General features: G+C 66.8%; 25 protein-coding genes and 1 tRNA gene. 10 read left to right on the top strand and 16 right to left on the bottom strand.

The genetic code is table 11. The annotated features are described in order from the left end of the window. Positions 1-99: 99 nt before the first annotated feature. Complete coding sequence (locus ACZ5IQ_RS07355) at positions 100-1,551, bottom strand: ABC transporter substrate-binding protein (protein WP_464481038.1); 1,452 nt, start codon at positions 1,549-1,551, stop codon at positions 100-102. Positions 1,552-1,752: 201 nt separating this feature from the next. Here ACZ5IQ_RS07355 and ACZ5IQ_RS07350 point away from each other — a divergent pair, with 201 nt between their 5' ends. After that, complete coding sequence (locus ACZ5IQ_RS07350; protein WP_464481037.1) at positions 1,753-2,121, top strand: YidH family protein; 369 nt, start codon at positions 1,753-1,755, stop codon at positions 2,119-2,121. Further along, positions 2,118-2,438 carry a DUF202 domain-containing protein gene (locus ACZ5IQ_RS07345; RefSeq protein ID WP_464481036.1) on the top strand — a complete coding sequence of 107 codons (321 nt, stop codon included), beginning with the start codon at positions 2,118-2,120 and terminating at the stop codon, positions 2,436-2,438. The genes ACZ5IQ_RS07350 and ACZ5IQ_RS07345 overlap by 4 nt, the downstream gene beginning before the upstream one ends. A 4-nt stretch (positions 2,439-2,442) precedes the next feature. On the opposite strand, the gene gyrB is transcribed toward ACZ5IQ_RS07345, so the two are convergent. The 4 genes from gyrB to ACZ5IQ_RS07325 form a co-directional block, all read right to left on the bottom strand. Continuing rightward, positions 2,443-4,356 carry a DNA topoisomerase (ATP-hydrolyzing) subunit B gene (gyrB, locus tag ACZ5IQ_RS07340; RefSeq protein ID WP_464481035.1) on the bottom strand — a complete coding sequence of 638 codons (1,914 nt, stop codon included), beginning with the start codon at positions 4,354-4,356 and terminating at the stop codon, positions 2,443-2,445. Between the two features lie 62 nt (positions 4,357-4,418). Beyond that, a complete protein-coding gene (locus tag ACZ5IQ_RS07335; protein ID WP_464481034.1) occupies positions 4,419-5,771 on the bottom strand; it encodes an arylsulfatase in 1,353 nt (450 codons plus the stop codon). Positions 5,772-5,841: 70 nt separating this feature from the next. Beyond that, on the bottom strand, positions 5,842-6,546 hold the full coding sequence (locus tag ACZ5IQ_RS07330) for a GntR family transcriptional regulator (protein ID WP_318987130.1): 705 nt from the start codon (positions 6,544-6,546) through the stop codon (positions 5,842-5,844). Between the two features lie 219 nt (positions 6,547-6,765). After that, entirely contained in the window at positions 6,766-7,641 is an 876-nt protein-coding gene (locus ACZ5IQ_RS07325; protein WP_318987116.1) for a formylglycine-generating enzyme family protein, read from the bottom strand. Positions 7,642-7,723: 82 nt separating this feature from the next. Between ACZ5IQ_RS07325 and ACZ5IQ_RS07320 the strand changes: the two genes are divergently transcribed. Further along, complete coding sequence (locus ACZ5IQ_RS07320) at positions 7,724-8,569, top strand: NYN domain-containing protein (RefSeq protein WP_464481033.1); 846 nt, start codon at positions 7,724-7,726, stop codon at positions 8,567-8,569. A gap of 11 nt (positions 8,570-8,580) precedes the next feature. Here ACZ5IQ_RS07320 and ACZ5IQ_RS07315 read toward each other — a convergent pair. After that, positions 8,581-8,665: transfer RNA gene (locus tag ACZ5IQ_RS07315), tRNA-Leu, on the bottom strand. A gap of 84 nt (positions 8,666-8,749) precedes the next feature. Here ACZ5IQ_RS07315 and ACZ5IQ_RS07310 point away from each other — a divergent pair. Genes ACZ5IQ_RS07310 through ACZ5IQ_RS07300 form a run of 3 tightly spaced genes read left to right on the top strand, consistent with a single transcriptional unit; the run spans position 8,750 to position 10,279 of the window. After that, a complete protein-coding gene (locus ACZ5IQ_RS07310; protein ID WP_464481032.1) occupies positions 8,750-9,526 on the top strand; it encodes a hypothetical protein in 777 nt (258 codons plus the stop codon). Between the two features lie 46 nt (positions 9,527-9,572). After that, positions 9,573-9,944, top strand: a complete 372-nt coding sequence (locus ACZ5IQ_RS07305) for a hypothetical protein (RefSeq protein WP_053854173.1) — start codon at positions 9,573-9,575, stop codon at positions 9,942-9,944. Continuing rightward, positions 9,941-10,279, top strand: a complete 339-nt coding sequence (locus tag ACZ5IQ_RS07300; protein ID WP_029119231.1) for a DUF3817 domain-containing protein — start codon at positions 9,941-9,943, stop codon at positions 10,277-10,279. Before ACZ5IQ_RS07305 ends, ACZ5IQ_RS07300 begins: the two co-directional genes overlap by 4 nt. A 93-nt stretch (positions 10,280-10,372) precedes the next feature. On the opposite strand, the gene ACZ5IQ_RS07295 is transcribed toward ACZ5IQ_RS07300, so the two are convergent. Further along, positions 10,373-11,284, bottom strand: a complete 912-nt coding sequence (locus ACZ5IQ_RS07295; protein ID WP_464481031.1) for an endonuclease domain-containing protein — start codon at positions 11,282-11,284, stop codon at positions 10,373-10,375. A 148-nt stretch (positions 11,285-11,432) separates the two neighbouring features. Continuing rightward, positions 11,433-12,320 (bottom strand): haloalkane dehalogenase, encoded by an 888-nt coding sequence (locus tag ACZ5IQ_RS07290; RefSeq protein WP_212812467.1) that lies wholly within the window; start codon positions 12,318-12,320, stop codon positions 11,433-11,435. 55 nt (positions 12,321-12,375) lie between these two features. Between ACZ5IQ_RS07290 and ACZ5IQ_RS07285 the strand changes: the two genes are divergently transcribed. After that, the gene (locus tag ACZ5IQ_RS07285; protein WP_464481030.1) at positions 12,376-12,972 is read left to right on the top strand and encodes a TetR/AcrR family transcriptional regulator; all 597 of its coding nucleotides are present in this window, start codon (positions 12,376-12,378) and stop codon (positions 12,970-12,972) included. A gap of 106 nt (positions 12,973-13,078) precedes the next feature. Further along, entirely contained in the window at positions 13,079-13,969 is an 891-nt protein-coding gene (locus ACZ5IQ_RS07280; RefSeq protein ID WP_464481029.1) for a sulfite exporter TauE/SafE family protein, read from the top strand. 7 nt (positions 13,970-13,976) lie between these two features. Here the strand turns inward: ACZ5IQ_RS07280 and rdgB are convergent, their stop codons facing one another. The 7 genes from rdgB to clpS all read right to left on the bottom strand — a co-directional run bounded on the left by rdgB (position 13,977) and on the right by clpS (position 18,920). Then, positions 13,977-14,585, bottom strand: coding sequence for an RdgB/HAM1 family non-canonical purine NTP pyrophosphatase (gene rdgB, locus ACZ5IQ_RS07275; protein WP_464481028.1), 609 nt, complete (start codon positions 14,583-14,585; stop codon positions 13,977-13,979). Further along, positions 14,575-15,357 (bottom strand): ribonuclease PH, encoded by a 783-nt coding sequence (gene rph, locus ACZ5IQ_RS07270; protein ID WP_029105438.1) that lies wholly within the window; start codon positions 15,355-15,357, stop codon positions 14,575-14,577. The genes rdgB and rph overlap by 11 nt, the downstream gene beginning before the upstream one ends. 39 nt (positions 15,358-15,396) lie before the next feature. Beyond that, positions 15,397-16,164: a cyclic nucleotide-degrading phosphodiesterase gene (locus tag ACZ5IQ_RS07265; protein ID WP_318987109.1), complete on the bottom strand. Its 768-nt coding sequence runs from the start codon at positions 16,162-16,164 to the stop codon at positions 15,397-15,399. A 138-nt stretch (positions 16,165-16,302) separates the two neighbouring features. Next, complete coding sequence (locus tag ACZ5IQ_RS07260; RefSeq protein WP_212812472.1) at positions 16,303-16,962, bottom strand: rhomboid family intramembrane serine protease; 660 nt, start codon at positions 16,960-16,962, stop codon at positions 16,303-16,305. Positions 16,963-17,019: 57 nt separating this feature from the next. Continuing rightward, positions 17,020-18,039 carry a P1 family peptidase gene (locus ACZ5IQ_RS07255; protein WP_212812473.1) on the bottom strand — a complete coding sequence of 340 codons (1,020 nt, stop codon included), beginning with the start codon at positions 18,037-18,039 and terminating at the stop codon, positions 17,020-17,022. Further along, the gene (aosR, locus tag ACZ5IQ_RS07250; protein ID WP_212812474.1) at positions 18,036-18,617 is read right to left on the bottom strand and encodes an oxidative stress transcriptional regulator AosR; all 582 of its coding nucleotides are present in this window, start codon (positions 18,615-18,617) and stop codon (positions 18,036-18,038) included. Before aosR ends, ACZ5IQ_RS07255 begins: the two co-directional genes overlap by 4 nt. A gap of 3 nt (positions 18,618-18,620) precedes the next feature. Next, positions 18,621-18,920, bottom strand: a complete 300-nt coding sequence (clpS, locus tag ACZ5IQ_RS07245; RefSeq protein WP_212812475.1) for an ATP-dependent Clp protease adapter ClpS — start codon at positions 18,918-18,920, stop codon at positions 18,621-18,623. A gap of 53 nt (positions 18,921-18,973) precedes the next feature. On the opposite strand from clpS, the gene ACZ5IQ_RS07240 reads away from it, so the two are divergent. Further along, positions 18,974-20,251, top strand: coding sequence for a nicotinate phosphoribosyltransferase (locus ACZ5IQ_RS07240; RefSeq protein ID WP_406802732.1), 1,278 nt, complete (start codon positions 18,974-18,976; stop codon positions 20,249-20,251). Next, on the top strand, positions 20,248-22,230 hold the full coding sequence (locus ACZ5IQ_RS07235; protein WP_406802733.1) for an ATP-dependent DNA helicase: 1,983 nt from the start codon (positions 20,248-20,250) through the stop codon (positions 22,228-22,230). Before ACZ5IQ_RS07240 ends, ACZ5IQ_RS07235 begins: the two co-directional genes overlap by 4 nt. Before the next feature lie 244 nt (positions 22,231-22,474). On the opposite strand, the gene ACZ5IQ_RS07230 is transcribed toward ACZ5IQ_RS07235, so the two are convergent. Then, a complete protein-coding gene (locus tag ACZ5IQ_RS07230; RefSeq protein ID WP_464481027.1) occupies positions 22,475-22,921 on the bottom strand; it encodes a MarR family transcriptional regulator in 447 nt (148 codons plus the stop codon). Between the last annotated feature and the right edge of the window lie 16 nt (positions 22,922-22,937).

Genomic DNA, 22,937 nt, shown 5'->3' with positions numbered 1-22,937 from the left:
TTTCCGGACCGGTTTGCCGGTGACCACAGTCGAGGGACGGCCAACGTGGGTCTGGTCATGAGCTCGGTCATGCGTTTCCTTTCTCTCCTGATGGTGTGATCAGCCGGCGGTGCGGGACTGCCCGATGGCAGCGGCGTAGCCGACGGAGACTGCTTGTGGGTGATTGGTCCGGTAGGTATCGGCGCCGGCGGCAGTGGCGAAGGGCTTGTACCGCTGAGTCGGCGGCACGGCCGGATCCTCAAGCCAGACAGCGTGATCGGCCAAGATCCGCAGTCCGGTCAACGTGTCGGGTACATAGGCGGCCCGGACGTGCGGTGTCGCGGCCAGTCGGCGCAGCAGGCAGCTCGGGGTTGCGGAGACCGCGGTGGCGGTTCCGGACGTCCACACTTCGGAGGCCTGTGCCGCATCGTTGACCGGCAGTTCACAGACCTCGTCGAATCCGGTGAGCGTCATCGGATTGGCGACACTGGCCTGCCGCTGCGCGTAGTCGGGTCCGAACAGCTGCCGCAGGTATCCGTCGTTGACGAACTTGGGAACGTCGAAATCTTTTGTCACCGCGCCGCGTCCGACCAGGTAGGCCTTGATCGCCTTGAACGCCGCGAGCACCGGGTCCTTGAGCGTCATGTCGAAGCTCACGAAGCCGTTGGGACCGTTGTAGAGATAGATCACTTCGGGTTCGATCCCGGTCAGCGCACTGACCCGCAGAGCGGCCTCGAGCGGATGGGCGACGATCTCGTCGGTGGTGCTCTTCATGGCCCGCAGGAACGCCGCCATCACCTCGGGATGGCCGTCGACGAACTGCCGCCGCGCGACGACACCGTGGAAGGTGGGCACATTGTTGTCGCCGCCGTCGTAGAGCAGACGTCCCTGGTTGCGGTAGATCACCAGTTGTGGCCACGGCACGAACTGCGCGAGGGCGTCGACCTGTCCGCCGTCGATTGACGACGCTCCGACCGACGGATCCTGGTTGACGATGTGCAGCGAGTCCTTTTTGATGCCAACAGTTTTCACCGCGGTGGACAGCATGCCGTCGCCGGCCGAGCCGAGGCTGGTGGACACCTTCTTACCGCTCAGGTCGGCGAGCGTGCGCGCCGACGAGTCCGACCGCACCACGACCTGATTGAGCGAACCACGTAGGTTGTAACCGGTGGTCGCGACCAATTCCGTTGCCGCGTCATCGTATTTGCGCGTCTTGGAGCCGTTGGTGAGCAGCGGGTAGTCGCCCATCGATCCGATGTCGACATGTGTGGCGATCATCTGCGCCGTCAGCGGCGCACCGGACGCGAAGTCCTGCCACACCACGCGGTATTTCGTGTTGGTCGCCGCGCCCAATTGCTTGAGCTGGTTCTCGAAGTCGCCGCGATCGCGCAGCAGCGTGCCGGCGTTGACGGTGTTGATGGTCTTGGATTGGTATCCGACGTTGACGACGACGGTCGGTTCCGACAGCAGGCCGCACCCCGTCAGCAGTTGGGCCCCACCAACCGTGAGTGCGGTCAGCAGAGCAACCGAGCGGGCCTGCCGAGGGCTGCCAGTTCGCTGTTGCTTGTCCATGTCAACAAGGGTCAACCGCTTCTGTTACCTCGCTGTCATCTGAGGTTGCGCGGTAGTTACGCCATCTACGAGGGCCGAAACCGCAGGTCAGGTACCCATTCGCGCCGATTGCGCCGCGCCGCCGATACCGTGAATTAACACCTTGTTACGCCACCACGGACGCCCTGGCATGACACAGAGTTATCGGAAAGTCTTGTAGCCATGGACATTTCGAGCGTGACGTCCACGCGTACCCCGATCGAGCCCGACTACCGGTTCACCCTCGCCAATGAGCGTACGTTCCTGGCCTGGCAACGCACATCGCTCGGGCTGATGGCCGCCGCGGTGGCCGTCGTCCAGTTCATGCCGGAGCTGGCGATACCGGGCCTACGGCACGTGCTGGGCGTCGGCGTCGGCGCCATGGCGGTGCTGACGGCGGTCGCGGGACTGCGGCGCTGGACCCAGGTGGACCGGGCCATCCGCAACGACGAGCCCCTGCCGCCGGCCTCCGCCCCCACGTTCCTGACCACCGGTCTGGCGCTGATCGGACTGATCACCATCGTCCTGGCGATCAGCGCCACGGTGCGATGACACTGGCCCCGGATCGCGGCCTGCAGTCCGAACGCACGGCGCTGGCGTGGAATCGCACGGGGCTGGCGATCGCCACCTCGGGTGTTCTGGTGTTGCTGCGCAACGTCGATACCTTCCGCGTCGGCCACAACGCGACACGGAGCGTCCTTGTGGCCGCCGTCGCGGTGCTCGCCGCCGTGGTGTGCCGGATCGGGGTGAGCCGGCGTCGACAGCTGGCCCAAGGGCACTACTCCGGTATGCGGTACCTGCCGGCTGTTGGACTCGCGGTCATCGCCGAGGGTGTGCTGGTGCTGATGTATCTCATGCCACTCGGCTGAGGCGTCACACGTCGAGGAACCGAATGTCCTTGGCGTTAAGCACGATAAAGCTCCGGCGCGCCTCGACGTCCTCGCCCATCAGGATCGAGAACAGTTCGTCGGCGGCCGCGGCGTCGTCGAGTGTCACCTGGCGCAGCACCCGGATGGACGGATCCATGGTGGTCTCCCACAGCTCCTTGGCGTCCATCTCACCCAGGCCCTTGTAGCGCTGGATACCGTCATCCTTGTTGATCTTCTTCCCCGCTGTGAGCCCCGCGTCCAGGAGCGCATCACGGTGCCGGTCGGAATACGCGAATTCCGGTTCACCGCGTTGCCATTTCAGCTTGTACAGCGGCGGCTGCGCCAGAAACACGTGGCCATGCTCGATGAGTGGTCGCATGAACCGGAACAACAAGGTGAGCAACAGCGTCGAGATGTGCTGACCGTCGACGTCGGCGTCGGCCATCAGCACGATCTTGTGATACCGCAGCTTGGAGATGTCGAACTCGTCGTGAATACCGGTGCCCAGGGCCGTGATGATGGCCTGAACCTCGTTGTTCTTCAGCACGCGATCGATACGCGCCTTCTCGACGTTGATGATCTTGCCGCGCAGCGGCAGAATCGCCTGGAACATCGAGTCCCGGCCACTCTTGGCCGAACCACCGGCCGAATCGCCCTCCACCACATACAGTTCCGACTTGCTCGGATCCGTCGAGCGGCAGTCGGCCAGCTTGCCGGGCAGCCCCCCGATGTCGGTCGCGCTCTTGCGCCGCACCAGCTCCCGCGCCTTCCGCGCGGCGACGCGGGCCTGCGCCGACGACGCCACCTTGGTGACGATGACCTTCGCCTCCGCTGGATTCGCCTCGAACCAGTGGGTCAGCTCCTCATGGCAGACCTTCTGCACAAACGAGCGGACCGCGGCGTTCCCGAGCTTGGTCTTGGTCTGCCCCTCGAACTGCGGTTCGGCGACCTTGACGGAGATGATGGCGGCCAGTCCCTCCCGGATGTCGTCACCGGTGAGGTTCGGGTCTTTGTCTTTCAGCAGCTTCTTGTCTTTGGCGTACCTGTTCACCACTGAGGTCAGCGCCGCGCGGAAACCTTCTTCGTGGGTACCACCCTCATGCGTGTTGATGGTGTTCGCGAAAGTATGCACCGACTCCGAATAGCCCGCGTTCCACTGCATCGCGACCTCGACTTCGCAGCCGGCCCCCGCGCCGTCGAAAGCGATGATGCTCGGCTGGATGGGCTCTTTCGCGCGGTTGAGGTGCTGGACGTAGTCGATCAGCCCGCCGGGGTGGTGGAAGACGCGGGTGTCGGCGTCATCGCGGCGCCGGTCGGTCAGCGACAGCACCAGCCCCTTGTTGAGGAATGCCATCTCCTGCAGGCGGCGCGCTATGGTCTCGGCGCTGTACTCGGTGGTCTCGAATATCTCTGGGTCCGACCAGAATCGGACCGTGGTGCCGGTGCGGGTCGACGGCGTGCCCTGCTGCAGGGTGCCGGGCACCGAGCGGTCGTAGTGCTGGGACCATTCGTACCCGTCCCGGTGGATACACACCTCGAGCCGCGTCGACAACGCGTTCACCACCGAGACGCCGACGCCGTGCAGGCCACCGGACACCTGGTAGGAGTCGCCGTCGAACTTGCCGCCGGCATGCAGTTGGGTCATCACGACGTCGACGGTGGGAATACCGGTGGCGTGCATGGCGACCGGGATACCGCGGCCGTCGTCGCTGACCTCGACGCCGCCGTCGGCGAGCAGCGTGACATCGACACGGCTCGCGTGGCCGGCCATGGCCTCATCCACGCCGTTGTCGACCACCTCCCACACCATGTGGTGCAGGCCGCGCTCGCTGGTCGACCCGATGTACATACCCGGACGCTTCCGGACGACGTCGAGCCCTTCGAGGATCGTGATCGATTGGGCGCCATAGCTGGACACAGCTGCACTCCTTCGACAGTCGAGCACGGCCCCCGACGTGCGGGGGCCGTGCTGCGCTGGTGCTATTGGTTGCGTGCGCGGACGAAATCGATGGGCGCCCCGGCCGGGATGAGTTGTTCGGTCTCGACGCTGGCCTCGAATTCCTGGATGAACCGGTAGGCGTGTTGCATCACCCACCACCGCACCCAGGTCTGGTTGACGGCCTCGCGTTCCTTCGGGTCCTCGAGGAGGTTGGTGATGCGGGCGAAGCCCAGCGGGATCTCGGGGTCGTGGAAGTGCTGCTGCCGTTTGAAGTTGATCTTGAACTGCGACCACTTCACCGCGTGCAGCTCTTCATTGAGCCAGACCATGCAGCCGTCGCGCTTGGATTCCTCTGCACCGCCGAAGAATTCGCGTTGGTCGATGCCGTCGATGATGCGGTCGTCGGGCACGTCACAGCCCACCCAGCGCAGCAGGGTCGGGAACATGTCGGTGACGTGCACCATCTCGTTGCTCTCGCGCACCGGCACGTGTCCGGGCCAGCGGATGAGGCACGGTGTCCGGATGCCACCCTCGGCCGAGCTGAAGTAGGAGCCGTCGAAGAAGCCCGCGGTACCGCGGCCGGCCAGATGGTCCTCGGCGCCGTTGTCACCGGCCATGATCACGATGGTGTTGTCCTCGATGCCCAGCTCGGCCAGGTAGTCCAGGATGCTGCCGAAGTCGTGGTCGAGCATCAGCAGTGAGTCGCCCCAGTTGCCGTTGGTGCTCTTGCCCTTGAACTCGGGACGGACCTCCATCGGGAAGTGCATCAGCGAGTGGTTGTGGTACAGGTAGAAGGGCTTTCCAGCGTCGACACTGCGCTTCATGAAAGCCTTTGCCCGACGGTCATATTCGCCGTCCACCTCACCCTTGAGCTTGACCGTGAGCTGCTGGTCGGTGGTCTTGACGCCACCTTCCTTGGTACCGTCGTACATGTAGGAGTAGCCGTCGCGTTCGGCTTTGTACCAGGGGTCGTCGGGCCATAGGCACTCGTCGTAGGTGCGGGCCGGGCCGTACCACTCGTCGAAGCCGTGATCGGTCGGCCAGCGGCCGTCCTCGGCGCCGATGTGCCACTTGCCGAAACACGCGGTGGCATAGCCGGCTTCGGACAGGATGTCGCCCATGGTGCGTTCCCACGCAACGATGCCGCCGCCATTGCCGCCGAGCGCGATGGTGTGGTTGCCGGACCGGATCGGGTACCGGCCCGTCATCAACGCCGATCGCGTTGGCGTGCACTGCGGTTCGACGACGAAGTGCGACAGCTTCAGCGATTCCGCGGCGAAGGCGTCCATCCGGACCGTATCGGCGCCGCGCAGGATGCCGCCGCCGTAGCAGCCGAGCTCCCCCATGCCGAGATTGTCGACGTGAAAATAGACGATGTTGGGTTGTTCGGGCATGGCTGTACTACCTCTCTATCGATTGCGTTAATCGGTAAGGGGTTCGGGTGATTGATTGCAGAGGTGCCGACTACGGTGGCGGCGGCGCGGAATCTCTTGCGGCGGTGGTGATCAACGAACAGCGGTCGCCGCGGTACCGCACGGTCTCGAGGTCGAAGGGTGTGCCGTCTTCGAGGTGGGTCAGCCGGTGCAGCAGCAGAAGCGGTGCGCCAGGACGGATTTGCAGGAGCTTGGCGGTGTCGGCGTCGGCCGAGACCGATTCCACGGTGATCTCGGCCCACCCCAGGCGCATCCCGAGCTCGGTCTCGATCAGCGCGAAGACGTCCTGGTCGGCCAAATTGGCGTCGACGGGGATGGCCCCGATCCGCAACGACGTGGTGTCCAGAGACAGTGGTACCCCGCCGACCGACCGCAGGCGCTCGATGAAGAGAATCGGCGCACCCTCGGGCACTTGGAGTTTCGCCGCGACGAACGGCGAGGCGACCGACTCACGCGCCGACATCACGGTGTTCTCCACCGGAAGTTGATGCCCGGCAAGCGATTCGGCGAGTCCTTCCAATCGGTCGATCCGCTGGCTGAGCTTCGCGCCCGTGACGAACGTCCCGGCGCCCTGCACCCGGGTGATCAGCCCCTCACCGCGCAGCAGCTCCAAGGCCTCACGAATTGCGTTGCGACTCACGCCCAATTCGGCGGCCAGTTCGTTCTCCGGCGGCAGCATCGGGCGCGCTGCGGCCAGGCCCCCGTACACGCCGTCGAGGATCTGGCCACGCAACACATCACGCGCCCAGCGGGCCGCGTCGGCGCGGGTGCCCGCATACTCCCGGGCCGCAGGACGGGGAAAGTCCTTCGGCGGGATGTGCGGTCGGCGGGTCATGACCTCACTGTGCCACCGATGACCACGGGTGGCGATACGTGCAGTGTTACGCCACCCGATCTCAGGTAAAGCCCTAGGCCAGGCACTATGCGGCGGCGTTTGGGCGCCGCTTTCGCCACCTCAGTCGGCGATGCAGCGGAAGCCGATGTGCGACGTCGCGCTGTCCTGCGACTGCGACGACCGCGCCGCGGGCCGGTAACGGTGGCAGTACTCGGGCGCGCACAGGTGCGAGCCGCCTTTGAGGGTCTGCATCACCGACGGGTCACCGCCGGGCGGCGGACAGCAGCCGGACACTTCAGGAGCGGCGCTGTGCCGTGGCGTGTACCGGGTCGTGGTCCATTCCCACACATTGCCGATCATGTCGACCAACCCAAAATCGTTGGGCGGGAACGTGCCAACCGGCGACGTGCCGACCCAGCCTCTTGCGCCTGTGTTGCGGTACGGGAATTGGCCCTGCCACGTGTTGGCCATCAGCTGGCCGTCCGGCCGCACTTCGTCACCCCAGGCGTAGGCCGTGGTCGCACCCGCGCGCGCGGCGTACTCCCACTGCTCTTCGGTGGGCAGCCGCCGGCCCGCCCAGGCCGCGTACGCTGCGGCGTCCGGGTAGGCGACCTGCACCACCGGATGATCGAGGCGGTCGGCGATCGACGACTCCGGCCCGAACGGATGCTGCCAACTTGCCCCGGGCACCCACGCCCACCATTGCCGCCAATTACGCAGATCGACCGGGCCCGCCGTGGGGTGGAACACCAACGCCCCGGGGACGAGCTCATCAGCGGGAACGCCAGGGAAGGCGGCCGGGTCCAGCTCCTGCTCAGCGACGGTGACATACCCGGTGTCCGCGACGAATTCGGCGAACTGGCCGATGGTGACCGGGTGCCGTTCGATGGAGAACGGCGCGACGGTCACCTCGTGCACCGGCGCTTCCTCGGGGTAGAAGTCCTGTGAACCCATGCGGTACGACCCGCCGGGGAGGTCCGCCAGTTCCGTGAGCATTCCGACAGGTTAACCAGCCCACGAACGATGCGCCTGTGAGGTTTCGTGCCACAAGGCTCCGCCGATAGACCAGACTGGGACCATGACGGATACCACCGCCACCCGAGTCGCGGTGTACCTCGACTTCGACAACATAGTCATTTCTCGCTACGACCAGGTCCACGGTCGCAATTCGTTTCAGAAGGACAAGGCCAAGGGACTCGAACCCGACAAACTGACCCAGGCCACCGTCGACGTCGGCGCGGTGCTCGACTTCGCCTCATCATTCGGGACGCTGGTGCTCACCCGGGCGTACGCCGACTGGTCGGCCGTCGTCAACGCGGGCTACCAGCAGCAGCTCGTCGGTCGGGCCGTCGACCTCGTTCAGCTGTTCCCGGCGGCCGCCTACGGCAAGAACGGCGCCGACATCCGGCTCGCCGTCGACGCCGTCGAAGACATGTTCCGGCTGCCCGACCTCACCCACGTGGTGATCGCCGCGGGCGACTCCGACTACATTCCGCTGGCCCAGCGCTGCAAGCGGCTCGGCCGGTACGTGGTAGGCATCGGCGTGGCCGGCTCCTCGAGCCGCGCGCTCGCCGCGGCCTGCGACGAGTTCGTCACCTACGACGCCCTACCCGGTGTACCCGTCCGCGAGCCTTCTCCTGAACCGGCCAAGCGCGCCCGCCGCAGCACCAAGACCGAGCACGACCCCCAGGTTGCCGCCACCGCCCTGCTGACTCGCGCACTACATATCGGGCTGGAGAAGGACGACGTCGACTGGCTGCACAACTCGGCGGTCAAGGCGCAGATGAAGCGCATGGACCCGTCGTTCAGCGAAAAGGCTTTGGGATTCAAGTCTTTCAGTGACTTCTTGCGCTCGCGCACCGACGTCGTCGAGTTGGACGAAAGCTCGACGACGCGCATGGTGCGGCTGAAAAGCGCGCACTAACGCAGAAGGAGTGCGGGCGGTGGGACTCGAACCCACACGCTCTTTCGAACACGGGCACCTAAAGCCCGCGCGTATCGCCAATTTCGCCACGCCCGCGACCCTATGAGGATAGCGGTACAGCACAGCCAGAACTTGTCGGACCTTCGTCGTACGTTGAACCCAACGCTTGATGGAGGGCAGATGCGCAACCTCGACGAGTTCGATCATGTTCAAACCCTCATCGCGACGGGCAAGAATGACTGTGCCATCGCACGCGAGACCGGCATCCCCCGGACGACTATCCGCGGTTGGCGGCGACGCCCACCGACGAAGCTTGTGAAGCTGGATCGTTCGTCGCCCTGCGGGGTTCTGCACAATTTCGGCCTCCTGCCAGCCGGGCCCTACGCGTACCTGCTCGGTCTGTATCTCGGCGACGGCAACATCTCACGCGCGCGCAAGATCTGGCGGCTCCGAATCACGCTCGACAGGAAATACCCCGCCATCGTGCAACGCTGCCGCGAAGCCATGGCAGCGGTAATGCCCGGACAACAGGCAGGAATCGTCGGACGAGTGGGGTGCGTTGATGTCTCGATGCACTCGAAGCATTGGCCTTGCCTTTTCCCGCAGCACGGGCCCGGCAAGAAGCACGATCGCCTCATTGCACTCGAACTGTGGCAGCAGGACCTGGTCAGCCAAGCCACCGAAGAATTCGTCCTCGGCCTGATCCACAGTGACGGCTGCCGCGTCGTCGCCAACGATCGTGGCGTCATGAGCGTCCGCTATCACTTCACCAATGTGTCCGTGGATATCCTCGATCTATTCACCCGCGCGCTGGACCGGCTGGCGATTAGATGGCGACGCTCCACACAACGAACTGTCTCTATCTACCGCAAGGCAGACACCGCTCGCCTCGACGAATTCATCGGCCCCAAGTCGCGCCCTGTGCCATGGCCGTGCATCGAACGTCCCGCGTCCTAGCAGGCACGAATCGCAAACCCGAAGTCCCGCGCGGTACCGTTGCCATATGTCCACTACACGGCGTAGGAGGCCAGCGCTCATCGTGCTGGTGACCGTCGCTGCCCTGGGCTGCATGGCCCTGGCCTGGTGGCAGTGGTCGCGCTTCCAGTCGAGCGCCGGCACCTTCCAGAACCTGGGCTACGCCCTGCAGTGGCCGATGTTCGGCGCCTTCTGCTTCTACGGCTACTACAAGTTCGTCCGCTACGAGGAAGCACCACCCGAGCAGCAGCCCAAGAACGAGCCCACCGAAATCCCCGAGGGCCTGCTGCCCGAGCGCCCGAAGGCCGCCAAAGACACCGCGGACCCCACCCTCAACGAATACAACGCCTACCTGGCCGAACTGGCCGAGAACGACAAACAGGACAGGACCACCACATGACCGAGTCGCAGCCGACCACCCTGTCGAAAGACACCATCCGCAAGGCGCTGACCGCCTACCGCGTGATGGCCTGGGCGACCGGTCTCTGGCTCATCGCCCTCTGCTACGAGCTGGTCGCGCATTACATCTTCAACGACGCCAGCCTGAACTGGATCGGCATCGTCCACGGCTGGGTCTACTTCGCCTACCTGCTCTGCACGTTCAACCTGGCGGTCAAGGTCCGCTGGCCGCTCGGCCAGACCATCGGCGTCCTGTTCGCCGGCACCGTCCCGCTCGTCGGCATCATCGTCGAGCACTTCCGCACCGAAGACGTGAAGAAGCGCTTCGACCTCTGAGGCGTGAGACGTGCCGCGACTTGTAACCACAGGGCGGAAATCGAGCCCGATGGCCGCCCTGGCGTTACGGTCGCGGGCCCACCGAACCGACCGTCACGACGCCTGCAGTCCAGCCGGCCATACCGCGTCTGTCAGGTCTCGCGAGAGTCGGACCGTCACGTCATCGGCCGCACCACGCGATGCCCTCGCAGACGCGATCCTGCGCAGCACGACGCCGCTGGGATCGCGCGAGGTAACTCGAATGACAAGCCAACCCATCTCGATCATCTCTTCGATCCGCGCAATGTCCTTGCGAACCTGGTCGGGGTCCATGTGGTGCCGCCCCTCGTACTCGACCGCGACCTTCAGGCCCGGCCACGCGAGATCAACCACGCCGATCAGCACGCCGAATTCGTTGTAGATGGGGTGCTGGCTGACTGGCCGAGGGAAGCCCGCTTTCACGATCAACAGCCGCAACCGCGTCTCACCTGGCGAATCGGCGCCGGGATCGACCAGCCCAATCGTCACCCTGGCTTGTTTCAGTCCCCGCTGCCCAGGATGGCGTTCGATCGCGGCCTGCATGTCTGCGACGGTCAAGCGCGCCGCGTGTGCCAGCGCGTCGATGGCGGCGACCGCTACGTCTTCTCGGCATCTGCGGGCCAGATCGACGGCCGTGCGTAATGGAGTGGTCAGTCGCATCTCGCCGATCGTGCACACCTCGTCACCATCCAAAGTGTCCGCCCACACCACAATGCCACGCGCGGGCCGACGATTACTGTGAATGATGTTGGCCGGCAACGCCGAATCGATGAACCGAGCCCCGTGGAGCGCGGCTGCCGAGAAACCTGCGAGCACCCCCGTGCGTCGGGAACGCAGCCATGCCGCTTTCGCGCGAAGGATCGCGTTCGGCCGCGTACCCCGAGGCAGGTACACGTCCTGGTGCACGGCAACGAAATTCGTTCGCAATTGATGACGCGTCAGCGTCCCGGCCGCCAACGCCTCACTGCCGATGAACGGCTCCCCCATGCTGGCAGTGTGCCCACTCGTCGGCCGCTGACCAAGGCCTGTCGGCGTAGCCCTGTGGATAAACGAGCCACGGCGGCCGCGAGCGTAACGCCAAGGCGGAAATCAAGACCGAGACCCGCACTGGCGTTACGGTCGCGCTAGTCACACCTCAACCCAGGTACTTGAGCACCTCGACTGCCAGCTGCTCGCCCCGGTCCTCCTGCAGGAAGTGCGATGCCCCTTCGATCCGCACTTGCTCGTCGACCGTCGGAAGCAGGTCGACGAACGCCTCGCCCGCGCGCGGATACGGGAACACCGGGTCCTGGTCGGAGAACGCGACCAGCGCCGGCTTCTCCCACCGCGACAGCGCGTCGGTGACGGCCTTCATCTCCGTTGCGCCCGGGGCGTCCTCCGTGATCGGCACCAATAGCGGGAACTGCGCGGCGCCGGCCTTCGATTCCACCGTCGGGAACGGCGCGTCGTAGGCAGCGACAACCTCTGGTGACAGGTCGGTCGTCGTCGCGCCCTGAATCACGAAGCCGACGGGCAGGTCCGGGTTGGCCTCCGCGAACGCACGCCACGCCATGAAGCCCTTGGACACCCGGCCCGTGAACAGACCGGTGTTGAAAATCGCCAGTGCGCCAACCTGATCCGCGTTCTCTACGGCCCAGCGCAAGCCGATCGGCCCGCCCCAGTCCTGCACGACGACGGTGGCGTCCTGCAGCCCCAACCCGCCCAGCACCTGCGTCACCAACTCGACGTGCCGGTCGTAGCTGTACCACCGGCGATCGGTGGGCTTGTCCGAACGACCGAAGCCCGCGTAGTCGGGCACGATCACCCGATGGCCGGCCTCGACGAACGGACCAATCATCTTGCGGTACAGGTAAGCCCACGTCGGCTCGCCGTGGAAACAGACGATGGGCTTGCCGTCGCGCGGCCCCTCGTCGAGATAGTGCAGACGCAACCCGTCGACGTCGACGTAGTTGGGGGCGAAGTCGTAGCCAGGCAGATTCGCGAAGCGGTCATCGGGCGTACGGAAGACCTCAGCGGTAGTCATGTCGCCAACTTGCCACTTCTTGACCGACCGGTCAACTAGTAACTACGATTCTCAGGTGCCCCGCAGTTCCGACGCCCGCGACCGCCTGGTCGCCACCGCCGCACGGCTGTTCCTCGAACGCAGCTACCAAGCCGTCGGCGTCGACGAACTCTGCCGCGCGACCGACATCAAAAAGGGCAGCTTCTATCACTACTTTCCGTCGAAATCAGAGCTCGCCAAAGCCGTTATCGACTTACACGCCAAGGCATTTCAGCGCCAGCTGACCGGCTCCCCCACCGCGTCGCCCGCCGACAAGCTACATGCCATCCCGGACGCCATCGGCGCTATTCAGTCCGCGCTCGAAGCCCAATTCGGCCGTGCCGTCGGCTGCCCCTTCGGCAACTTCGCCGCGGAGCTGTCCACCACCGACGACGATCTGCGCGAGCACCTGGCCCGCACCCTGAAGACGATGGAACACCACATGGCGGTCATCGCCACCGAGGCCGCAGCGGCAGGAGCGCTGCGCCCCGGCACCGATCCGCAGCAGCTCGCGCACGCACTGCTCGCGCAGTATCAGGGCATCATCCTGCTGGCGAAGCTCAACGACTCCGGCGTCGCGCACCTCGCACCTGCGCTGCACGACTTCATCGACGGATACCTCGTCGCCCCGTAGCACCGTAGTTGACAGCCGACACCCTTCGGCCCGGCTCATCGAAACTCATTTGTCTACTCCTCAGACAAGTGCGATAGTCGTCGAGCTAATCCGAAGGAGAATCCGCATGCCCGCTGAACACGCCGAACACCCTGCCGCGCCGAAAGCTGCCGTCACGCGCGGCGGTCTACCCGCCGAACTCGGCGTCGGAACCATCGGCGGAGTGATCGGCGGCCTGTTCGGCGGCGGCAGCGGCGTCTTCTACGTCCCAGCCCTGGAGCACCTGACCGCCCTGCCCCGCACAACCCTGCACGGGACGGCTGCCGCGGCCAACACCGCCGTTGTCGCGGTCGGCGCACTGACCTTCGCGCTGGTCGGTGGCCACATCGACTGGCACGCCGGCGCCGGCATGCTGGTCGGCGGGACGATCGGCGGCCTGTTCGGCGCCAAGCTGCTCATGAAGGTCTCCCACGCCACCCTGCGCTGGCTGTTCGTCGCGGTGCTCTTGTTGTCGGCACTCAAGCTCGCCCTGGACATCGCCGGCGTCCACATGTTGCAAGGCGGCGCGGTGTTTTCCACCGCCGTCATCCAAAGCTGGTTCTACATCGCGCCGGTCTCGCTGGCCTGCGGGTTGCTGATCGGCGCGTGGGCGGCAGCCGTCGGTCTGGGCGGCGGGCTGCTCGCGGTGCCCACCCTGATGTTGTTGTTCGGCTGCGACCTGCATACAGCGATCGGAACGTCGCTGCTGATGTTCGTTCCGAACTCGATCGTCGGATGGATCGTGCACGCCCGCCAGGGCACCGCGTCACCCCGGCTGAGTCTGACTCTCAACCTCGGCGCGCTGCCGGGCGCAATCGCGGGCGCAGTGCTGGCCATGGTCCTCAATGCCAAGGCACTGTCTGCGACATACGCCGTCTTCTGCCTGTTCGTGGCGATCCGTGAACTGGTCCGGATGTATCGCGCACGATCAGCACAGGTCGCGACCGCACCTGACGACAGCTTCGCCGAGGTGCGGTGAGAGGAAACTAACCCGCAGCCAACTCCCGCAGCGCGGGCACCAACTGCGCCAGCGCCCGTCCGCGGTGTGACGCCGCATCCTTCTCCGCCGGCGTCAGCTCCGCCGCCGACACCGAACCGCCGGCAGGCACAAAGATCGGGTCATAACCGAAACCACCCGAACCCCGCGGCTCCCGCGCGATGGTGCCCGGCCACTCGCCCCGCACCACCACAGAACCCGACGACGACACCAGCGCGCAGCACGATACGAAGGCGGCACCACGCCGCCCGTCCGGCACGTCCGCGAGCTGACCCAACAACAGCGTCAGGTTCGCCGCGTCATCCCCGTGCCGGCCGGCCCACCGGGCCGACAGCACCCCGGGCATGCCGTTCAGCGCGTCGACCGACACCCCGGAATCGTCTGCGACACAAGGGATTCCGGTGGCCTCGAAGCCATCACGAGCTTTGGCCAACGCGTTCTCTTCAAACGTCGCGCCGGTTTCGGGTGCCTCGGGGAACGCCGGCACATCGTCCAACGACAACAAGGTCAGACCCGTGATGCCGGCGGCATCCAACACCCGCCGCAACTCCACAAGCTTCTTCGCGTTGCGCGAAGCGACGAGGAGCTCAGGCACCAAACGCCTTCTTGGCCGGCGCTGTCGACTCCGGCAGCACACCCGGGTACGGCAACTCCAGCGCCTCACGCTGCAGCGCGAACAACTGGTCGCACGCCGCCAGCGCGGCATCGAGAAGCTTGTCCAGCGTCGACCGCGGGAACGTCGCACCTTCGCCGGTGCCCTGCACCTCGACCAGGGTTCCGGTGTCGGTGGCGACGACGTTCATGTCGACCTCGGCGCGCGAGTCCTCCGTGTAGGGCAGGTCCGTGCGGACCCGGCCGTCGACCACGCCGACCGACACGGCTGCGATGGCACACGACAGCGGGCGCGGATCCTTCAGTCGTCCGGCGGCGGCCAGATAGGTGACGGCGTCAGCCAGCGCCACGTAGGCGCCGGTGATCGCTGCAGTGCGGGTACCGCCGTCGGCCTGCAGCACGTCGCAGTCGATGGCGATGGTGTTCTCGCCGAGGGCGCTGAGGTCGATGCACGCGCGCAGCGAGCGGCCGATCAATCGGCTGATCTCCTGGGTCCGTCCGCCGACGCGACCCTTCACCGACTCGCGGTCGGAGCGGTCATGCGTGGCGGCCGGCAGCATCGCGTATTCGGCGGTCAGCCAGCCCAGCCCGGAACCCTTGCGCCAGCGCGGCACACCTTCGGATACCGAAGCGGTGCACATGACCCGCGTCTCGCCGAACTCCACCAATACCGACCCTGCCGGGTGCTTGGTGAATCCTCGGGTGATCTTTACCGGGCGGAGTTCGTCGTCAAGGCGACCGTCTTCTCGTCTGGACACCCGACAACCCTAGCGGGCCACCGTCAGCGCGGCGGCGACTTACCGGCTGGTGATGTCGAACGACTCGTTGCACACCACGGCGTGCACGGGTCCGTCGAACTCGGCCTTGGCCTCGCTGATGACGTCCTCGCGGGACGTCCACGGCGGGATATGCGTCAGCAGCAGCTCTTTGACGCCGGCCTCGCGGGCCGCACGCCCGGCCTCGGTGCCGGACAGGTGCAGCTTCGGCGGACGGTCCGGCGAGTCGGTCCACGACGCCTCGCACAGGAACACGTCGGCGCCGCGGGCCAGGTCGATCAACGCGTCGCAGTAGCCAGTGTCGGCGGAGTAGACGAGCGTCGCGCCGGACGGATCGGTGAAGCGCATGCCGTAGGACTCGGTCGGGTGACACACCAGTCGCGGCGTCACGGTCAGCGAGCCGATCTCGACGTCCTGGCCGTCGACCCAGACCTGAATGTCGAAGATGTCGGTGATGTCGTCGATTTCGCCGCCCTCGGGCGACGACGCCGCACCGAGCCGGTGCCAGGTGGCCGCCGGGCCGAACATCAGGGCGCGGCCGACCGGAGGATTCGGGTGATACCGACGCCAGACGAACAGCCCCGGCAAGTCCAGACAATGGTCGGCATGCAGATGTGACAGCAATATATTTACGGCGCCCGGATCAGCATGACGCTGCAGTGCGCCGAGTACGCCCCCACCGAAGTCGATAACCATCGGCGTGGTGTCCGGAGCGGTCAGCAGATAGCCCGAGGCCGGAGAATCCGGCCCACCCACGCTGCCGGAGCAACCGAGAATGGTGAGGCGCACACCCCTAGCTTGCCACGTCAACACGTCCTGCGACGAAAAGACGGCACCATTGGGCGGCCAGTTTCTCGATTGGTCCCGAAAGCGATACCGGTCACGCTTCCGGCAACACCGCGTGCGGCGAATTCGAAATTCAGCAAATTACGTCGGAATCGACGGCAGAGCTGAACCCTTACGCCGTTCGCGCGCTTCCCTTTCCGGACTGCTCAGCAAATACGCGGCGAACACGCCCGCGATGCCACCGCACAGATGGCCCTGCCACGACACGCCGAACGTCCCCGGCAGCGCGCCCCACAGCACACCTCCGTACACGAACAACACGATGATGCCGACGACGATCTGCCACGCGTGCCGAGTGAAGAACCCGAACACGATGAGGAACGTCAGCCATCCGAAAATCAGCCCGGACGCCCCGATGTGGACGGACTCCACACCACGCGGCGCACCGATGTTGCCGATCAGCCAGGTGCCGAAGCCACCGAGAATCCAGATGATCAGCGTCGCGCCGAGGAAGCGGCCCATGCCCGCGAGCGTCACCAGGAACCCGAGCACCAGGGCCGGGCCGGTGTTCGCGATCAGGTGCGCCCAGTCGGCGTGCAGCAGCGGCGCCCACAAGATGCCCCAGAGCCCGTCGGTCTCCAGCGGCCGGATGCCGTCCTGATTCAGCTCCTGGTTGTGCAGCGCGTCCCAGCCCTCGATGAGCCACAGCAACGCGACGAAGCTGACGATGGTGACGCCGCCGACCTTCCACGGCGCAGGCGGCTTCGGCTTCGACGACGTGGGCGACAGGTCGTACGTCATGCGCGCTCCGCTCCGCTACTCGCTGGCGTCATAGAGCCAGGTTACCGGCGCGGCGCCTTATCCGAAGGCTCCCGGCAGCAGGCCGCGGTAGGTCGGGATATCGGCAATCGACTCGGCGGCCAGCACGCCGACCATCACGGCGGTCGCGAGCGCGTCGGCGGCGGCCGCCCCGATCTCGGAGATGAGCCGCGTCTCCGGGTTCATCTGTTCCGGCGTGGCGGGGTCCGGCTCGATGCGGACCCGCCCGGTCGCGAGCGCGAAGACGGTGTCACCGTCGACGGCGGTGTGCGCCGGACGGATGGTGTGGGCGAGGCCGTTGTGCGCGGCGACGGCCACCTTCTTGCATCCGACCGGGCTGAGGGCGGCGTCGGTCGCGACGACGGCGATGGTCGTGTTGAGCGGCTTGGGGTCTTTGACCCGCGTGCGGTACGCCTCGATCTGGTCGGACGGCGGAGGTTGTAACCCGAAACGCGCGATCTGGTCGGCCGCCCAGGGCAGGCCGGTCTGCGGGTCGACGACGTGGCCCGCCGCATTGACGATGACGAGCGCGCCGACGGTGACGCCGTTGTCGAGCGTGACCGACGCCGTGCCGAGACCGCCCTTGAGCGCCCCGGCCCGCGCTCCGGCCCCCGCACCCGCGTTGCCGGTGCGCACGTCGGTGCCGGCGTTGGCGACGGCCGCGTAGCCGAACTCCGCCGTCGGCCGGTTCGCCCACGCGCCCACGGGCAGATCGAAGATCACCGCGCCCGGCACGATGGGCACCCGCCCGCCGGGCATCTTCACACCGCGGTCGTGCTCCTCGAGCCACGTCATGACGCCGTCGGCGGCGGCGAGCCCGAAGGCGCTGCCGCCGGTGAGGACGATCGCGTCGACGTGCTGCACGCTGTTGGACGGGTCGAGCAGGTCGGTCTCGCGGGTGCCGGGCGCTCCCCCGCGCACGTCGACCGCCCCGATGGTCCCTGGCGGAGCGAGGACGACGGTGGTGCCGGTGGCCCAGCCGCTGCCCAGGGTGGCGTCTTCGATGCGGTCGTGATTGCCGACCAGGATGCCGGCGACGTCGGTGATGGAGCCCGTCACCGCTCGTCCAGCAGACTCAGCACCAGGTACTCCTGCAGGTACGTCAGCCACTGGTACACCTCCAGATGCCCCGCCATCGGATGGTCCGGCGAAAGCCGTTGTGGCCCATCGGGTCCGATGTCCAGCATGGCGCCGAGAGCCAGACGGACGTCATTGATCGCGGCGGCCCAGGCCTCAGCCTGCTCCTCGGTCAGCTCGAACTTCCCGGCCGGGTTCGGCAGGGAATCCAGAAGCCGTTGGGCAGCTTGCCGTTTGGCGTCGACGATGGTGGGTTCGTGCAGGCTTCGCAGGGCACCGTTGAGGCTCTCACCGGCAGCGCGGCCGTCCGGGTGCTTGGCCGGATCGTGGTAGAAGTCCGGCAGCAGCCGGCGCATGGTGTCGTCGTCGGGCGCCTGCGACGGCCCGATCTTCATGCCCGTCAGCTCGGCGAGTTCGTCACGCGGTGAGGAGGATTCGCGATCCTCGAGCATCTCGATCAGCGAGCCGACCAGGTTGCGCAACATCGTGACCTCGTGCGCTTCCAGACCCGACTTGATACGCACGCCCGACGACGTGTTGACCCGCTTCCACTTGCGCACCGCTCAGTGGTCCTGCTGCATGGTTGCCCACAGCCCGGCTGCGTGCAGTTTGGTGACGTCGACCTCCATCGACTCCCGGCTGCCCGCCGAGACGACGGCCTTGCCCTCGGTGTGCACCTGCATCATCAACTCGGTGGCACGCACCTCGCTGTAACCGAACAGCTTCTGGAAGACGTACGTCACGTAGGTCATCAAATTCACCGGGTCGTCCCAGACGATGGTCACCCACGGACTGTCCAGGCCGGCCACCTCTTCGACATCAGTCGCCGGGCTCGTCCGCGCGACCGGGGCACCCAGAACCATGAGCCCAGAATAGCCGGGTGGTTGCCGCTCGCAGAACCAGTACGGTGAGGTCTGTGACCGCCGCGTTGCTGACCGACAAATACGAGCTCACCATGCTCGCTGCCGCCCTGCGCGACGGCACCGCGCATCGCCGCGCGTCGTTCGAAGTGTTTGCCAGGCGGCTGCCCTTCGGGCGCCGTTACGGCGTGGTCGCCGGGACCGCGCGGTTCCTCTCGGCCCTCGCCGACTTCCGGTTCGACGACGCCGCGCTGGCGTCACTGGACTTCCTGGATGCCGAGACGCTGCGCTGGCTGGCCGACTACGAGTTCCGCGGCGACATCGACGGCTACCCCGAAGGTGAGCTGTACTTTCCGGATTCTCCCGTGCTGTCGATCCACGGCACGTTCGCCGAGTGCGTGATCCTCGAGACCCTGGTGCTGTCGATCTTCAATCACGACACCGCGATCGCCTCGGCCGCGGCCCGCATGGTCAGTGCCTCGAGCGGCCGGCCGCTCATCGAGATGGGCTCGCGGCGCACGCACGAGCAGGCGGCCGTCGCGGCTGCGCGGGCCGCGTACATCGCCGGGTTCTTCGCGTCGTCGAACCTGGAGGCACAGCGGACCTACGGTGTCCCCGCGCGGGGCACCAGCGCGCACGCGTTCACCCTCGTGCACACCGCGACGAGCGGCCCCGACGAGGTTGCCGCGTTCCGCGCCCAGGTCGACGCGCTGGGCGTCGGGACCACGCTGCTGGTGGACACCTACGACATCACCCAGGGTGTGGCCAACGCCGTCGCCGTGGCCGGGCCCGAGCTCGGCGCGGTGCGCATCGACTCCGGCGACCTGGGCGTCATGGCCCGCCAGGTGCGCGACCAGCTCGACGGCTTGGGCGCGACCAAGACCCGCATCGTGGTGTCCGGCGACCTCGACGAGTACTCGATCGCCGGCCTGGCCGCCGCACCCGTCGATGTCTACGGCGTGGGTACGTCGGTGGTCACGGGCTCCGGCGCGCCGACCGCATCGATGGTCTACAAGCTGGTCGAGGTCGACGGCATGCCCGTGGCAAAACGCAGCAGCCACAAGGAATCTCACGGCGGCCGCAAGGCGGCCCTGCGGCTGGCGAAGGAGTCCGGAACCATCGTCGAGGAAGTGGTGCACCCCGCCGACGCGGTTCCCACGGAAGACGGCCGGGTGCTGACCGTGCCGCTGGTCCGGTCGGGTTCGGTCGTGTACGACTCGTCGCTGGACGACGCCCGCGCGCGCGTCGAGGCCGGCCTGCACAGCCTGCCGTGGGACGGACTCAAGCTATCCGCCGGCGAGCCCGCCATCCCCACCCGACTGGTGGGCGCGTGACGACCGACGTTGCCGCGCTGCTGTCCATCGCGGTATCCGCCCTCGGCGGCGCCGAACGCAGCGGCCAGATCGAGATGGCCAAGGCCGTCGGCAACGCCTTCGACAAGGGTGAGCACCTGGCCGTCCAGGCCGGGACCGGTACCGGAAAGTCGTTGGCGTACCTGGTCCCGTCGATCGCGCACGCCGTGGCATCGAATCAGCCGGTGGTGGTGTCGACGGCGACCATCGCGCTGCAACGCCAGTTGGTGGACCGCGACCTGCCCCGCCTGGCCGATGCCCTGGCGCCGCACCTGCCCCGCCGTCCCGAGTTCGCGTTGCTCAAGGGCCGCGGAAATTACCTGTGCCTCAACAAGGTTCACAGCGGTGCCTCCGTCGAGGAGGAGCTCCCCCAGGAGGAACTGTTCAACCCCGTCGCCGCATCGGCATTGGGCCGCGACGTCAAGCGGCTCATCGAGTGGTCGTCGGACACCGAGAGCGGTGACCGCGACGAGGTGGTGCCGGGTGTCCTGGACCGGGCCTGGTCACAGGTCAGCGTCGGCGCGCGCGAATGCATCGGAGCCACCCGGTGCCCTTACGGCACAGACTGTTTCGCCGAGAAGGCCCGCGCGAAGGCCGGGGCGGTCGACGTCATCGTCACCAACCACGCGCTGCTGGCCATCGACGCCATCTCCGAGGTCAACGTCCTGCCCGAGCACCAACTGCTGGTGGTTGACGAGGCCCACGAACTGGTGGACCGCGTGACCAGCGTGGCCACCGGCGAGCTGTCCGCCACGTCCATGGCGGTGGCGCACCGGCGGGCCGCCCGGTTGGTGGAACCCGAACTGGCAGAACGCCTCGAGGCCGCCATCGCCACCTTGGGTTCGGCCATCCACGACATGGAACCGGGCCGCATCGACGTGCTCGACGACGAGCTGGCCACGTACCTGACGGTGGTCCGCGATGCGACGGACAAGGTGAAGATGGCGATCGACACCGCGCCGTCCGATCCCACCGCGGCGGCCGCGCGCAGCGAGGCCGTCACCGCACTGACCGATCTGAGCGACACCACGTCGCGCATCATCGATTCGTTTGTGCCGGCCATTCCCGACCGCTACGACGTGGTGTGGCTGGATCGCGACGAGTCCAGGGGCTCAGTGCGATACATCCTGCGCGTGGCTCCGTTGTCGGTGGCGGGGCTGCTGCGCGGCCGGTTGTTCGGTGAGGTGACCGCGGTGCTGACGTCCGCGACGCTCACCATCGGTGGACGCTTCGAGTCGATGGCCCGGGCGTGGGGCCTGTCGGCGCCCGAGGACAGTACCGCGACGCCACCGAAATGGAAGGGCATGGACGTGGGATCGCCCTTCTCCCATGCCAAGTCGGGCATTCTCTACGTCGCCAAGCACCTGCCGCCGCCGGGCCGCGACGCCGCTCCACAGGAACAGCTCGACGAGATCTACGAACTGATCACCGCCGCCGGCGGCCGCACCCTCGGACTGTTCTCGTCGATGCGGGCCGCCAAGGCCGCCGCCGAGATCATGCGCGAGCGCCTCGACACCCCCGTGCTCTGCCAGGGCGACGACTCGACGTCAACCCTGGTGCGCCGCTTCACCGACGACGCCGAAACCTCGTTGTTCGGCACGCTGTCGTTGTGGCAGGGCGTCGACGTGCCGGGACCGTCGCTGTCCCTGGTGATCATCGACCGAATTCCGTTCCCCCGCCCCGACGATCCGCTGCTGACCGCGCGGCAGCGGGCCATCGCGGCCCGCGGCGGCAATGGCTTCATGGCCGTGGCGGCATCGCACGCGGCGCTGCTGTTGGCGCAGGGTGCCGGGCGGTTGCTACGTAGCGTCAACGACCGCGGCGTCATCGCCATCCTGGACTCCCGCATGGCGACGGCCCGCTACGGCGGGTTCCTGCAGTCGTCGCTGCCGCCGTACTGGTCGACCACCGACCCCGCCCGGGTGCGCAGCGCTCTGGAGCGGTTGGCCGCGTCGAGCTGACGGGGTTCCCCTCCGACGCTGGCGTCGAGCCGCGGCTGACGCGGACACGGTCAACGAGCCCCGGCTTACGGTCGAACCACTTCCGTCCGCGGGACCTCTCTCCTCACCATGTCGCGTCTGGACCTGTCAGCATTGGCTGACATCGTCAGCATGTGGTAACACTGTCAGCACATGCTGACGGGTCCAGGCGCGACATGTCCCAGACAGCGCCGACACGCCCGAGCTCGTAGCCCGGCGCCCAGCCTCACATCCCCCGCAACCGCGCGACGTGCTCGCGCTGTAATTCAGTTGCCCGCGTGAGGAATTCGGTGATCAACTCCAGCTGCGCGCCACTGTAGCGGCTCAGCAGCGTACGCCGTCCCTCGTCCACGAGCGGGTCGATCAACTCGAAGGCCCGCGCCCGCGCGGTGGCGGTGGCGTGGACCAGGAGCTTGCGCCGGTCACTAGGGTGCGCGGAGCGCGTCACGTAGCCGACCTTCTCCAGGCGGTCGAGCATCGTCGTGGCGCTGCCGGTCGTGAGGCCCAACCGGTCGGCCAGCTCGCGCGGGGTGACACCAGCGGCTTCCTGGATCAGAATCTCCAGGCACCGCGCGTCTGTTGCGTTGACACCGAGCAGGCGCGCGACCTCGCGGTCGAAGTCGTCGACCGCAGCCTGGTAGCCCTGCACCGCCGCGCCCAACCGGTCGGCCACCGGATTTTCGCTTGAC

The sequence above is a fragment of the Mycobacterium toneyamaense genome (assembly GCF_055384815.1).
Note: the sequence above shows the minus strand (reverse complement) of the source record. Positions and strands in the feature narration are given on the sequence as shown.